11 protein-coding genes are annotated in these 12,320 nt (G+C 71.0%); 8 read left to right on the forward strand and 3 right to left on the reverse strand.

The window, feature by feature from the left end; all coding sequences use genetic code 11:
* Window positions 1-3: 3 nt before the first annotated feature.
* Window positions 4-2,862 (reverse strand): ATP-binding protein, encoded by a 2,859-nt coding sequence (locus tag ASF41_RS13265; protein ID WP_082504384.1) that lies wholly within the window; start codon window positions 2,860-2,862, stop codon window positions 4-6.
* Between the two features lie 623 nt (window positions 2,863-3,485).
* On the opposite strand from ASF41_RS13265, the gene ASF41_RS24865 reads away from it, so the two are divergent.
* Window positions 3,486-3,980 (forward strand): TadE/TadG family type IV pilus assembly protein, encoded by a 495-nt coding sequence (locus tag ASF41_RS24865; RefSeq protein WP_056215463.1) that lies wholly within the window; start codon window positions 3,486-3,488, stop codon window positions 3,978-3,980.
* 45 nt (window positions 3,981-4,025) lie between these two features.
* Entirely contained in the window at window positions 4,026-4,631 is a 606-nt protein-coding gene (locus ASF41_RS13275; RefSeq protein ID WP_162248639.1) for a TadE/TadG family type IV pilus assembly protein, read from the forward strand.
* A gap of 69 nt (window positions 4,632-4,700) precedes the next feature.
* Here the strand turns inward: ASF41_RS13275 and ASF41_RS13280 are convergent, their stop codons facing one another.
* Both ASF41_RS13280 and ASF41_RS13285 read right to left on the reverse strand, forming a co-directional pair.
* Complete coding sequence (locus tag ASF41_RS13280; protein WP_056493895.1) at window positions 4,701-6,086, reverse strand: TadE/TadG family type IV pilus assembly protein; 1,386 nt, start codon at window positions 6,084-6,086, stop codon at window positions 4,701-4,703.
* Between the two features lie 152 nt (window positions 6,087-6,238).
* Window positions 6,239-7,246: an HD-GYP domain-containing protein gene (locus ASF41_RS13285; protein WP_056270193.1), complete on the reverse strand. Its 1,008-nt coding sequence runs from the start codon at window positions 7,244-7,246 to the stop codon at window positions 6,239-6,241.
* A gap of 419 nt (window positions 7,247-7,665) precedes the next feature.
* On the opposite strand from ASF41_RS13285, the gene ASF41_RS13290 reads away from it, so the two are divergent.
* The 6 genes from ASF41_RS13290 to ASF41_RS26110 all read left to right on the forward strand — a co-directional run.
* Window positions 7,666-7,857, forward strand: a complete 192-nt coding sequence (locus tag ASF41_RS13290; RefSeq protein WP_056493898.1) for a hypothetical protein — start codon at window positions 7,666-7,668, stop codon at window positions 7,855-7,857.
* Window positions 7,854-9,140, forward strand: coding sequence for an acyl-CoA dehydrogenase family protein (locus ASF41_RS13295; RefSeq protein WP_244479650.1), 1,287 nt, complete (start codon window positions 7,854-7,856; stop codon window positions 9,138-9,140). Before ASF41_RS13290 ends, ASF41_RS13295 begins: the two co-directional genes overlap by 4 nt.
* Window positions 9,141-9,150: 10 nt before the next feature.
* Window positions 9,151-9,741, forward strand: a complete 591-nt coding sequence (locus tag ASF41_RS13300; protein ID WP_407067280.1) for an SAM-dependent methyltransferase — start codon at window positions 9,151-9,153, stop codon at window positions 9,739-9,741.
* An 11-nt stretch (window positions 9,742-9,752) separates the two neighbouring features.
* Window positions 9,753-10,478 (forward strand): cytochrome b/b6 domain-containing protein, encoded by a 726-nt coding sequence (locus ASF41_RS13305; protein WP_056348959.1) that lies wholly within the window; start codon window positions 9,753-9,755, stop codon window positions 10,476-10,478.
* Complete coding sequence (locus ASF41_RS13310) at window positions 10,471-11,211, forward strand: molybdopterin-dependent oxidoreductase (protein ID WP_056379202.1); 741 nt, start codon at window positions 10,471-10,473, stop codon at window positions 11,209-11,211. The genes ASF41_RS13305 and ASF41_RS13310 overlap by 8 nt, the downstream gene beginning before the upstream one ends.
* A gap of 216 nt (window positions 11,212-11,427) precedes the next feature.
* The coding region (locus tag ASF41_RS26110; protein ID WP_407067281.1) for an MCP four helix bundle domain-containing protein at window positions 11,428-12,320 on the forward strand (893 nt) is incomplete at its 3' end.

Consider the following 12,320-nt stretch of genomic DNA (forward strand, 5'->3'; position numbering starts at 1 on the left):
CCCTCAGGCGGAGCGCCGCGCCGCGGCCCCTTCCTCCGGATCGGGCGTCTGCCCAAGGCGGGCCTCAAGGGCCTCCAGGGTCCGGTCCAGGAGCGGCGACAGGCCGGCGATCTCCGCGTCCGTCGGGAGGACGGCGCTGGAGCGAGCCCTGCTCTCGATCTCTCCCAGCACCAGGCCCAGGGCCCGGCCACCGATGTTCAGGCTCATCGACTTCAGGCTGTGCGCCGCGCGCGCGATCGCCTCGGCATCGCCGCGGCTTGCCGCCGCCCGGAGGTCCGCGAGGGCCTTGGGCGCGTGGTCCCGATAGAGGCCGAACACGCGGGCGCTGAAATCGCCGCCGGCCCGGGCCGCCATGTCGATCAACCCCGCGAGCACGTCCTCGTCCAAGAGGCCGTCCGCCTCCGGCTGGGGCGCGGCGTCGGGCGAGGGACGTCGCGGCGCGACCGCGGTCTCAGTCTCGGCCTCGGGCACGAGGAAGGCCGCCAGCGTGTCGGCGAGGGCCGCCAGGGTGAAGGGCTTGGCGAGCTTGGCATCCATGCCGGCCTCGCGCCAGGCCTCGGCGCCGGCCCCCACCACGTGGGCCGTGAGGGCCACGATGGGCGTGCGGACGCGGCCCTGCGCGATGGCCTCGGCCCGAATGGCCTCGGCCGCCGCGTAGCCGTCGAGGACCGGCATGCTGCCGTCCATCAGGATGAGGTCGAACGCCCGGTCGCGACAGGCTTCGAGGGCCGCACGGCCGTCCTCGACCAGGGTGAGGGCGGTGACGCCGCAGCGAGCCAAGGCCTCGCGGGCGACCTCGCGGTTCACCGGGCTGTCGTCGGCCAGGAGGATGCGCGCGGCGGGGAATTGCGGCAGGCGCGTGCGGGCGGACAGGCGGGGGCCGGAGACGAACGGCGTCCCGCCGGCCAAAGAATCCAGGGCGCCGCGCCACTCCTCCTGGACGACCGGCCAGCTGAGGAGGTGGTCGGCCCAGCCCGCCTCCAGGACCGGGGCCGCGGCGGCATCGCCGAGGCGCGCCAGGGCCAGGACCCGGCCCGGCCCGCTCGGGCGACGGCCCAGAGCCAGGATCGTGGCCGCATCCGCGATCCAGTGCGCCGCCCCGGCCTCGGCGGCCTCCGCCGGAAGGCAGGTGAACCCGGCCTCGGCGAGGCGGAGCCCGAGGCACTCCCGCGTGGCGTCGCCCGACAGCGCGAGCACGATCCCGGCTCCGACCGCGTCGGTGCGCCGGACGAGGGTCGGCGCATCGGCGTCGCCCGCCTCCAGGGGCAGCTCGGCCCAGAAGGTCGAGCCGGCGCCGAGCTCGCTCTCGACGCCCATGCGGCCGCCCATGGCGAGGGCGAGGCGATGGGCGATCGAGAGGCCGAGGCCGGTGCCGCCGAAGCGCCGGGTGGTCGACTGATCGGCCTGCGCGAAGGCCGAGAACAGGGTGCCGACCTTGTCGGCCGGGATGCCGACGCCGGTATCCCGGACGCTGAGGCGCAGCATGCCGGCCGCGCCGCGCTCCAGCCGCACCAGGACCGAGCCGGACGGGGTGAACTTCAGGGCATTGTTGACGAAGTTGCTGAGGATCTGGCCGAGGCGCACCGGATCGCCGATCACGTGGCGCGGCACGTCCGGCGCCACGTAGGCGGCAAGGTCGAGGCCGTTCTCGACGGCCTTCTCGGCGAAGAGCGAGACCACGGTGTCGACGACCTCGGACGGATCGACGGCGATCCGCTCCAGATCGAGCTTGCCCGCCTCCACCTTCGCGAAGTCGAGGATGTCGTTGATGATCGCCAGCAGGCTCTGCCCGGAGCGGGCGACCACCTCGGCGTAGCGCTGCTGCCGCTGCGGCAGCGCGGAGGCCGCCAGGAGTTCGGCCATCACCAGCATGCCGTTGAGCGGCGTGCGGATCTCGTGACTCATGGTGGCCAGGAACGTCGACTTGGCGGCGTTGGCGGCCTCGGCCGCCTGCTTGGCTTCGTGCAGGTCGGCCGTGCGTTCCGCCACGTCGGCCTCCAGGCGCTGCATGTGCTGCGCCAGGCGGGCGTCGCGCTCCCGCACGGTGTCGAGGAGCGCGTTGAACGAGCGCGCCAGCACACCGACCTCGTCGTCGCGCGCGATCACCGCGCCCTGCGTGTAGTCCTGCTCGATGCGGACGCGGTCCATGGTGCCGGCGAGCGCCGCGATCGGCTGGGTGATCCCCCGCTGGATCGCGTAGGAGATCGCGAAGCCCAGGACCATGACGAGGCTCGAGATCAAGGCCGAGGTCCGGAGCAGCGCCAGCAGGCGGTCGTTGAGGTCGGCTAGGTCGGAGACGAGGATGAGATTGCCCACCGTCCGGCCCGCCTCCTCGACGGTCACCGCCACCAGGGCGGTCCGGCTGGCGAGGAGGGCCAGGGGCGACTGCCCCTTGCGCAGGTCGAAATCATCGGTGAGGCGGGCCGTGAGGCCCCGGTCCGCCAGGATCGAGCCGTCGGGCCGCTCGATGGCCGCATAGACCAGCTCGCTCCGCTCGGCCGCTCCGGGACTGCCGTCCGGGGTCTCGCCGTCGTTCGTCTCGCCGTTGAGGATCCTGGCGTCGCGGGTCTTGCCGATGGCGTTCAGGACGCGGGCCGCCGCCGCCTCGTCCCCGGCCGCCGTGGCCCCCGCGCTCGCCGCCGCGAGCACGTTGGCGATGGCGACGAGGGCATCCCGCTTGTCGTCGGCGTAGCGGTTCACCTCCTGCCAGAGCGAGAGCAGCGTTCCGGCCAGGAAGGCGATCGCCACGGAAGCGCACATCGCCAGGGCCAGGCGTCCGGCCAGGGTGCGCGGCCGACCGGGACGCCGGGCGGACGGACGGGTTTCGCGGGACGGGTCGGGCGCGTGCCGGGGATCGGTCATGGTCGCGCCAGCGTACCGGCTGTTGGTTGGAAGGGTCTTAATCGTCCACCGAGCGCACAGTCGCGTCACGGCCGGAACGGGCCCAGAGGCACGAATTCGGCCAACCCCATCCGCAACCAGTGCGAGCACCGAAAGTCCAGCAGCGCTCAGGCGCTGAACCTCTGCTTCCGGATTCGGTCATCGGGAGAGACGATCCCTCACAAACTCCCGGTGGTGCGGCGGCGAATGCGTCGATGCATTCAGGGCGGGAAACCTTTTAGGCTGGCTTGCCGGAATCTTAAGGGCTCGGCGCTAGACCAGGGCAGGGCTGCCGACGCCCCCTCGAACGCGTTCCGATCGGCCGCCCGATCCGTATGCCGCCCCTCCCCATGTGCGATCCCGCGAAACCCGAACCTGCAAATTCCGAACTCGCAAATGTCGAACTCGCAAGTCCTGAGCCCGCGAGTCCTGAGCTCGCAAATCCCGAGCTCGCAAATCCCGAGCTCGCAAGTCCCGAGCTCCCAAGTCCCGATCGCGTCGTCGCGGGTCCCGGCCGCTCACCCGGCGACGGAGGCGGGAGGCGCCTGCGCATCGTCCCGGCACGATCCGGTCCGCAGCGGTTCGGGCAGGATCAGTCGGGCGCCATGGCGGTCGAATTCGCCCTGGTCCTGTTTCCGCTCTGCATCCTGATTTTCTTCGTCCTCGAGAACGCGCTGGTGTTCTGGGTCACGTCCGCGCTGGACAACGGCCTCGATGCCTCGATGCGGCAGTTCTACGTCCAGTCCGGCGCCTCAGCGACCTCGCTCCTCGACGCCGTGCGCAGCGAGGTCTGCCGCCAGGTCAATCCGTTCGTCCGCTGCGAGAACCTGAAGATCGACATCGGAGTCTACGACAGCTTCACCCGGATCGACCGGACCAGCCCCATCGACCCCGCCTCGGGGACCTGGCGGGCGAATTTCGGCACCCAGCACGGCTGTCTCACGAAGGGCAGCGTGGTGGTGGTCCAGGCCGCCTTCGCGCAGCACACGTTCCAGAAGTTCGGCGTCGTGAAGACCCAGTTTCAGGACGGAAGCTGGCTCATCAACGCCACGTCCGTGCTGCAGCTGGAGGGTAATTCCACCGGCGGCAGCGGCTGTTGAGCCATGCTGGCCACGCGCCTCCGCTCCGCGATCGCGATCCGTCGGATGGGTGTGCGAGCCGCCGCGGGCTTCGCGCGGGCCGAGGACGGCGTCGCGATCGTCGAATTCGCCCTGATCGTCCCGGTGCTGCTGCTCATCTACTTCGGGACCGTGGAGATCACGAGCGTGATGCGCAACGTGCGCAAGGTCGACATCCTGTCCCGCACCATCGGCGACACGCTCTCTCAGCGCACGATGCCGACGGCGGATGAGGTGAACGACGTGTTCCAGGTGGGACCCATCGTGCTCGCTCCCTTCGATGGCACCGGGCTGCAGATGACGGTGAGCGCGGTCGGGGTGGTGGGCGACACCGAGACGGGCCCGCTGCAGATCTGTTCCAGCGTGGCCGCGGCGGGATCGCCGGTCCGCACCGCCGGGGCGCCGGCCCCCGTCGCCGTCGCCGACAGCCTGCAGCCGAAGGGGACGCGCCTGCTGCTCGTGGAGATCAGCGTCCCCTACAGGCCGGTGACCGGCTCCTCCCTGTTCAGCGATGGCGGCCCGGGCTTCGTCATCACCCGCAGGACCCTATGGCCGGTCCGGTACGGACGGCGCTACGCGAGCATGAGCCCCGAGGTCGTCCTGGGCAACGGCGCCTCCTGCCCGCCGCGCTGAGCGGCCGGCCCGGTCGAGTGCAGGAGCCGGGGGTCGGGGGCCGGGGGCCGGGAGCCGATGGCGCTCGACCTACTGCGTGAGCTGCGTGTCGGCCGAGCTCGGTCCGACGCCGGCCGGCACGGGCACGTCGGTGCTGCCGTAGCGGGCGTTCAGCATCAGGCTCGGGCCGTCATAGAGATTGATCGTGCGGGCGATGATCACCGTGTAGGCCGACTGGTCGGCCACCGGCTTCTTGGAATCGATGATCAGGCGTCCGAGGGGCAGGTAGATGGTCCCCAGGAGCGTGCGGGCGTTGTCGCTGATGATGCGGTACTCGCGCAGGGCGACGAACCCGCCGGGCGCGGGCTTGGGCTTGCCCTTGCCGCTGAGGGGCGGGGGCAGGGTGGCCGGAATGGTCGCGTTGCGGTCCTCGAAGAACAGCAGCCCCGCCAGGAGGCCGTCCTTCGGCGCGGTGAGGCTGACGACGCTCTTCTCATCGAAGAGCAGGCCGCCGCGCACCCCGGTGAAGTAGAAGCCCGTGTTGACGCCGCTCAGGCTGGCGCCCTTGTCGACGACGAGGGGGCCGTCCTTGAGGATGTAGATCCCGGGCTGCAGCGTTACGGTCGCGCCCTTGGTGAGGTGCAGGCCGCCGCAATAGGTGCCGGGCTGCAGGGTGACGATCCCGCTCACGACGTTGACGCCGTAGGTCGGGTCGTCGATGCCGTCGACGAACTTCTTCGGATCGACGAAGAACCCGAGGCTGACGCAGGAGCCCGGCGTCGGGCCCTGCCGGTCGATCAGGGGATCGCGCAGGGCGGGGCACCCGGTGGCCGGCGGCGGCGTGAAGTTGGCGCCCGACCCGGAATAGCCCCCGGCCGAGCAGGTGGAGAGGGCGGTGGCCACCGCCGCGTTCTCGCCCTGGATGCCCTCCGGGTTGGCGGAGTTCGAGTAGAGCGAGCAGTCGGTGGCGGTGATGCGGGCCGCGCTCTCCAGGTGGAAGGCGCCCATCGCCTGACGATCGAGGGCGAGCAGGCACAGCCGCGTGGTGCCGGCGAGCTTCGCCGTCGAGGTGACGCTCACCTCCAGGCTCGGGGTGTTGAGGAGCTTGCCGAAGGACAGGGCGACCTGCTCGGTGAGCGTGAGGCGGACACCGGAATGGTTGTTGAGCACCTCCGCCGTCACGGCCGGGGGCGCCGCGCTGCCGCTGCGGGCCTGGGCCTGGGCCATGGCCTTGGCGGTGCGGAGCGCCGCCGCGTCGTCGGCATTGGCGAGCTTGAACTGGTTGACGCCCGCGATGCTGCCGCTGTCGGCGGCACGCTGGAGCTCGGCCCGCCGCTTGACCAGGGAGGCGTAATCGATCGCCACGGCGCTCAGGCCGGTCAGGATCGGAAACAGGAGGGCGACCAGAACGAGGACGCCGCCACGTTGGTCCGTGCGGAAACCGGCAGCAAGCTGGGCGGCGTGGAGGGGAGTCATGCCGCTACGCTTACAAGGGACGGGTTACCGACCTCCTGAAACCGTCCCGGAAAAATCACCGTGTTCAGCCGAAGACGGGATCAAGGTTAAGGTCACGGAGTAGAATCCCGGAGTCTTCCTGAAGGTCAGCGCCGCGCCACGACCTGTCCGGTTCAGCGCGTACGAGATTTCAGGAAGGCTTCCACGCAGGCCGGATCGAAATGACGCCCGGCCTCAGCCTGGAGATGGGCCAACGCCTCCGCGTGCGACCACGCCGTCTTGTACGGCCGATCGGAGGTCAGGGCATCGTAGACGTCCGCCACGGCCACGATCCGTCCCGACAGGGGAATGGCCTCCCCGCGGAGGCCGGCCGGATAGCCGCCGCCGTCCCAGCGCTCGTGATGAGTGGCCGCAATCTCCGCCGCGAGGCGGACCAGGCGCGAGTCGCTGCCTTCGAGGATGCGACGACCGCGCTCGGCATGCGCCTCCATCGTCCGGCGCTCGTCCGCGGACAGGCGTCCGGGTTTCAGCAGGATGGAATCCGGAACGCTGAGCTTGCCGATATCGTGCATGGTGGAGGCCAGGCTGAGCTGTTCCACGTCCTCCGCGGCAAGGCCCAATCCCTCGGCGATCCGGGCCACATATTCGGCGACCCGCGCCACGTGGTTGCCAGTCTCCGAGTCGCGATGTTCGACGGCCTTCATCAGCAGGCTGATGATCTCACGCTCGCGGGCGACGATGAGGGCGGTGGCGGCCTTCACCTCGCGATCGAGCCAGGCCGCGCGGTCGATCTGCGCCAGGCGCGCCTGGTTGAGGGCCAGCAGATTCGAGACACGGGCGCGCACTTCGACCGGATCGAAGGGCTTGGCGAGGAAATCGGTGGCGCCGGCGGCCAGAGCGTCCCGGCGCAAGGCGCGCTGGTCCAGGCTCGTCACCATGATCACCGGCACGTGCTCGAAGCCCGGGATGTCGCGGGCGGCGCGGATGAACTCGATGCCGTTCATGCCCGGCATCTCGAAGTCGGAGATGGCAACGCCGATCGCGGCCGGATTCTCGCGGACGAACGCCAGGGCATCGGCGGGCTGGAGGAAATCACGGGCCGTGCCGCCGGGCAGGTCGCGAAGGGCCTCCACCATCAGCATGTTGTTGAGGGGCGCATCATCCAGGATGAGGACGAACATCAGAGCAGCCTTGATTCAACACGCCTCGCGGAGGCCTTCCTTTACCGGAGGGTGTGCCGCCGGACCTTTAACGAAACAGCCCGGGCCGCTCGACCCGTTTCCGGGGGAAGCTTGCTCTGCGGCGCTCGCCCAAGCAATATCCTCTCTCCCCAGTACGATCGCACGCCCCGCGATTCCGGTCGGCGTGACCCGCCGGCCTCGACGGCGAGTCCGCCCCCCGTGTGCGGCCGCACCAGCCGGACACGGAGCGATGCAGGGCGGCGTTTCGCCGGGCGGGCCTGCGCGGCTCCGGGCCCGAGGCGCGTCTTCGAGACCATCCTCATGGTTTTCGTCGCGGAATGCGACGAGGCGCGACGGTCTTCGAAAACCCGGACCGTGGATGTCGAGACCGTCCAGATGCCGGAGGAGCGGCCCTGCCGGTGGCCATCGGCGCCTTCACCCTGGTCACGGGGGGCTGGACCCTGCGGGCCCTGCTGACCGACCTGCGGGCCGGCCGCGGCGAGCGGGCACGGATGTCCGCGGTGGATCGATCCGGGTACGCCAGCGCCCTTCGACGCGGGAAAAATCGGCCGTCTGTGTGCAAACACCGACTGGAGATCGCGCAGGCGTGATCCATGTGCTGGAGATGAACTTCATTCCACCGCATCGGCATCTTCAGGATTGTTCGGAGACCCACGCCGCCCGCATCCAGGCCGCGGCCCGCGCGGTCGCGGACCGCGCGGGCGAACGCGCCGATGCCCTCGACCGGGACGGCGGCTTTCCGGCCGAGGATATCGCCCACGCGCATCGGGCCGGGCTGCTCGCCGCGCCGCTGCCCGTGGCCCTGGGCGGTGCCGGCCTCGATGCCCCCGCGATGGCGCCGGTTCTCGCCGATGTCCTCGCGCAGATCGGGCGGGGCAGCCTCGCCCTGGGTCGCCTCTACGAAGGGCACGTCAACGCCCTCTCCCTGGTCCTGCGCTATGCGGCGCCGGCGGTGATCGAGCGACTGGCCGGGGATGTCCGTGCCGGACACCTGTTCGGCGTGTGGAATACCCAGCCCCAGGCCGGCGGCCTCAGCCTCGAGAAAGTCGGCGGCCTCAGCCTCGAGAACACAGGCGGCCTCAGCCTGGAGAACGCCGGCGGCCTCGCACCCGCCGGGGATGCCTGGATGCTGAGGGGGGTCAAATCCTTCGCCTCCGGAGCCGGCTCGGTCACCCGCCCCCTGGTCACGGCGCGCCGACCCGACGGCCGCCAGCAGATGCTGGTCGCCGATCTCGAGGCCGGGACCCGGGCCGACCTGTCCGGCTGGCAGGCGCAGGGCATGCGGGCCTCGACCTCCGGCCTCCTCGACTTCACCGGCCTGCCCGCCGGCCCCGGTTGCTTCATCGGTGACCCGGACGACTACTTCGCGGAGCCGCACTTCTCCGGCGGCGCCTGGCGCTTCGCCGCGGTGCAACTCGGCGGCATCGAGGCGGTGTTCGACGTCCTGCGGGGGCATCTGCGGTCCACCGGACGCGGCGGCGACCCGCATCAGGCGGCCCGCCTCGGCGAGGCCGCGATCGCGGTGGAGAGCGCCCGCCTCTTCGTGGCCCAGGCCGCCCGCCTCGCCGCCGACCCCGAGGCGGAGCCGGACCGGGTGATCGCCTACGTCAACCTCACCCGCCTCGCGGTGGAGCGGGCCGGCCTCGACGTGCTGGAGCGGGCCCATCGCTCCGTGGGACTGGCGGGCTTCCTCCGTCCGCATCCCCTGGAGCGCCTGGCGCGGGACCTGGCGACGTACCTGCGCCAGCCCGGGCCCGACCGGGCCCTCACCAGCGCGGCGGCTCACGTCCTCGGCGATGTGCGACCGGCGGACCGGCTCTGGCGCGACCTCGCCGGGGCGCCGAGCCCCGACGAGGTTCCGGCCGATCTTTAAGGCGGTGACGGTGATGAGACGCTCCCCGCAGACGCTGCCGCCGGATTACTTCACGGATCTCTACGCCGCAAACCCCGATCCGTGGGACTTCACCACCAGTCCCTACGAGCACGCCAAGTACGACGCCACCCTGGCGGCGCTGGGCCGCGAGACCTACCCGGAGGCCCTGGAGGTCGGGTGCTCGATCGGCGTGCTGACCCGCCGGCTGGCCGACCGCTGCGCGGGGCTGCTCGCCCTCGACGTGGCCGAGACGGCCCTCGATGCCGCCCGCGCCCGTTGTGCGGCGTGCCCCCACGTCGCGTTCCGGCGCGCCGCGGTGCCGGCGGAGTGGCCCCCCGGCCGGTTCGACCTCGTGGTGCTCTCGGAGGTGCTGTACTTCTTCACGCCGGACGATCTGGCCCGCATCGCCGAGCGCCTGGTGGCGGCCCTGAAACCGGGGGGCGAGGTCATCCTGGTCCACTGGCTCGGTGAGACGAACTTCCCCTTGAGCGCCGATGCGGCGGTGGAGACGCTGATCGATCTCACCCGCGGCGCCCTCGAACCCGACCGCAGGGGCCGCACCGAGCGCTATCGCCTCGACGTGCTGCGGGCGCCCGCGTGAGCCGGCCCCCGATGGCGGAGGAGCCGGGCCCGTCCCTGGTTCACCGGCACGCGGCCTGGGTGCGCCTGACCCATTGGCTCAACGCCGTCGCGTTCCTCGCCCTCCTGGCCAGCGGCATCGCGATCCTGCTGGCCCTGCCGCGGCTGTTCTGGGGCGAGACCGGGGCCAACGGGGCGCCGGCCGCCCTCGAGCTGCCGCTGCCGGTGAACCTCGAGCAGACGGGCTGGGGCCGCAACCTGCACTTCCTCGCCGCCTGGGTGCTCGTCCTCAACGGGATCGTCTACCTCATCGTGGCCTTCGTCGGCGGTCACTTCGCCCGCGACCTCGTGCCGGATCGCGATCAGCTGGCCCCGGGCCACCTCGCCCGCGAGATCGCCGACCACGCCCGCCTCAAGCCGGCGCGCGGGCGCGAGGCCCTGCGCTACAACGCCCTGCAGAAATTCGCCTATCTGGTCGTCCTGTTCGTGCTGTTTCCGCTGATGGTGCTGACCGGGTTGACCATGTCGCCGGGGGTCACGGCGGCCTACCCGGAACTCTTCGCCCTGTTCGGCGGCCGGCAATCGGCGCGCACCCTGCACTTCGCCGTCGCCTGCCTCCTCGTGCTCTTCCTCGTCGTCCACGTGGCCCAGGTCTTCGTCGGCGGGGCCGGCAACCTGATGCGGTCGATGATCACCGGACGCTTCCGGGTTCCCCCGGAGAGGGTCCGGGCGACCTTTGCGGAGCCCCCCGATGCGTGACCTCTCGCGCCGCCGCCTCCTCACCGGCTCGGGCAGCCTGATCGGCGCCGGCCTCCTCGGCGGCTGCGACGCCCCGGCGCTGTCGCGGCTCGCCACCCCCTACGACTGGAGCAACGGCCTGACCTTCGCGGTCCAGCGCTGGCTCCAGCGCCACCAGCCCCTGGTGCGCGAGTTCGGGCCGGAGGCGATCTCGGCGGTGTTCCCGACCATCAACACCACCGACCCGGACAACCCCGATTACCAGCGCTCGAAGGCGCTGGGTTTTTCCGACTGGACGCTTCCGGTCACCGGCCTCGTGGCGCGCCCGGGCGCCTTCTCCCTGGCCGACCTGAAGGCGATGCCGGCCCGCACCCAGATCACGCTTCATGCCTGCGAGCAGGGCTGGTCGGCCATCGGCGGCTGGACCGGCGTGCCCCTGGCCCACCTGCTGGCGCAGGTCGGGTTGCGGCCGGAGGCGCGCTTCATCGTGGTGCGCAGCGTCGACGGCTGGTGGGACAGCTACGACCTGTTCGACGCCCTCCACCCGCAGACCATCCTCGCCTATGGCATGAACGGCGACGCCCTGCCGGTGGCGCACGGGGCGCCGGTGCGCCTGCGGGTCGAGCGCCAGCTCGGCTACAAGAGCCTGAAATACATCAGCGCCATCGAGGCCGTGGACCGGGTCGACGTGCTCGGCAAGGGGCGCGGCAGCATGGTCGCCGAGCTCGGCTTCCCCTGGTACGCGGGCATTTGATCTCACGCGGCGCGTGTATCCGGGCGCCACTGGACCGTATACCGAGTTTCATCGCGCGTTGAACGGACAACCCTGTACGTCATCGCCGAGGCGGCATCGAACATCGGAAACATAACAAAACAGTTATCGTTACTCTCTGCGCCAATCCGATAACGTCGTGTTAAGCACGCAGTTGTTTCATCCGGTCGGAATGCAAATCCGGACGGTCCCTCAACGATGCGCGTATCCCTGAAATCCATCCTGATCGGTTCGGCAACTCTGCTCGGCGTCGCCGCGGCGGGTCAAGGCGTGGTCAGCGTCGTGAAGCTCAGGGCGATCGAGCGCGAGGTGAACGAGGTCGCGACGAACTGGCTTCCCTCCGTCAACGTTGTGAATACGATCAGCACGGCGACGCGCGACGTGCGGGTGAAGCTGTACCGCTTCGTCGTGGCCTCCGAGACGCCGCAGGCGCTGGCCGAGAACGAGGCGGGCCTGAACACCGCCCTGAAGACCCTCGACGGCCTGCGCCGGACCTACGAGCCGCTGATCAGCTCCGCCGAGGAGAAGGCGCTCTACGACACCTTCGCGCCCCTGTGGTCGCGCTACACCGAGGGCCAGCAGAAAGTCATCGACCTCATGAAGGCCGGCCGCCAGGCCGACGCCCTGGCGCTCACCACCAGCGCCGCGATGGCCGACCTGAACAACGGCGCCATCCGGGCCCTGCAGCGGGCGGTCGACTTCAACCGGGAGGGCGCCCAGCGCAGCACCGCGCTGAGCATGGCCAGCGCCGGCTCGGCCATGCTCACGGCCTGGATCGCGATGGCGATCTCGGTGGTGGCGGCCCTCGGCGCGATGCTGTTCAGCCTGTTCGGCGTCGCGCGTCCGATCGAGCGCATGACGCGCACCATGGGCAGGCTGGCCGGAGGTGACACCGGCGTGGAGATTCCGTCCCGGACCCGCCGCGACGAGATCGGCGACATGGCCGCCGCCGTGAGCGTGTTTCGGGACAACCTGCTCCAGACCCGCAAGCTTGAGGCGGAGACGGTCCTGGCGCGGGCGGGGGCGGAGGCGCAGCGCCAGGCGGCGATGCGGGCGATGGCCGACAGCTTCGAAGGGGCGGTGGGCGGCAT

Origin of the sequence: Methylobacterium sp. Leaf111 (genome assembly GCF_001423285.1) — a bacterium.
GTDB lineage: Bacteria > Pseudomonadota > Alphaproteobacteria > Rhizobiales > Beijerinckiaceae > Methylobacterium.

Coding starts and splice junctions, on each gene's coding strand:
- ASF41_RS13280 (WP_056493895.1), bottom strand. CDS start 6,086: ATGACTCCCCTCCACGCCGCCCAGCTTGCTGCCGGTTTCCGCACGGAC.
- ASF41_RS13310 (WP_056379202.1), top strand. CDS start 10,471: ATGCGTGACCTCTCGCGCCGCCGCCTCCTCACCGGCTCGGGCAGCCTG.
- ASF41_RS24865 (WP_056215463.1), top strand. CDS start 3,486: ATGGCGGTCGAATTCGCCCTGGTCCTGTTTCCGCTCTGCATCCTGATT.
- ASF41_RS13265 (WP_082504384.1), bottom strand. CDS start 2,862: ATGACCGATCCCCGGCACGCGCCCGACCCGTCCCGCGAAACCCGTCCG.
- ASF41_RS13285 (WP_056270193.1), bottom strand. CDS start 7,246: ATGTTCGTCCTCATCCTGGATGATGCGCCCCTCAACAACATGCTGATG.
- ASF41_RS13305 (WP_056348959.1), top strand. CDS start 9,753: ATGGCGGAGGAGCCGGGCCCGTCCCTGGTTCACCGGCACGCGGCCTGG.
- ASF41_RS13275 (WP_162248639.1), top strand. CDS start 4,026: ATGGGTGTGCGAGCCGCCGCGGGCTTCGCGCGGGCCGAGGACGGCGTC.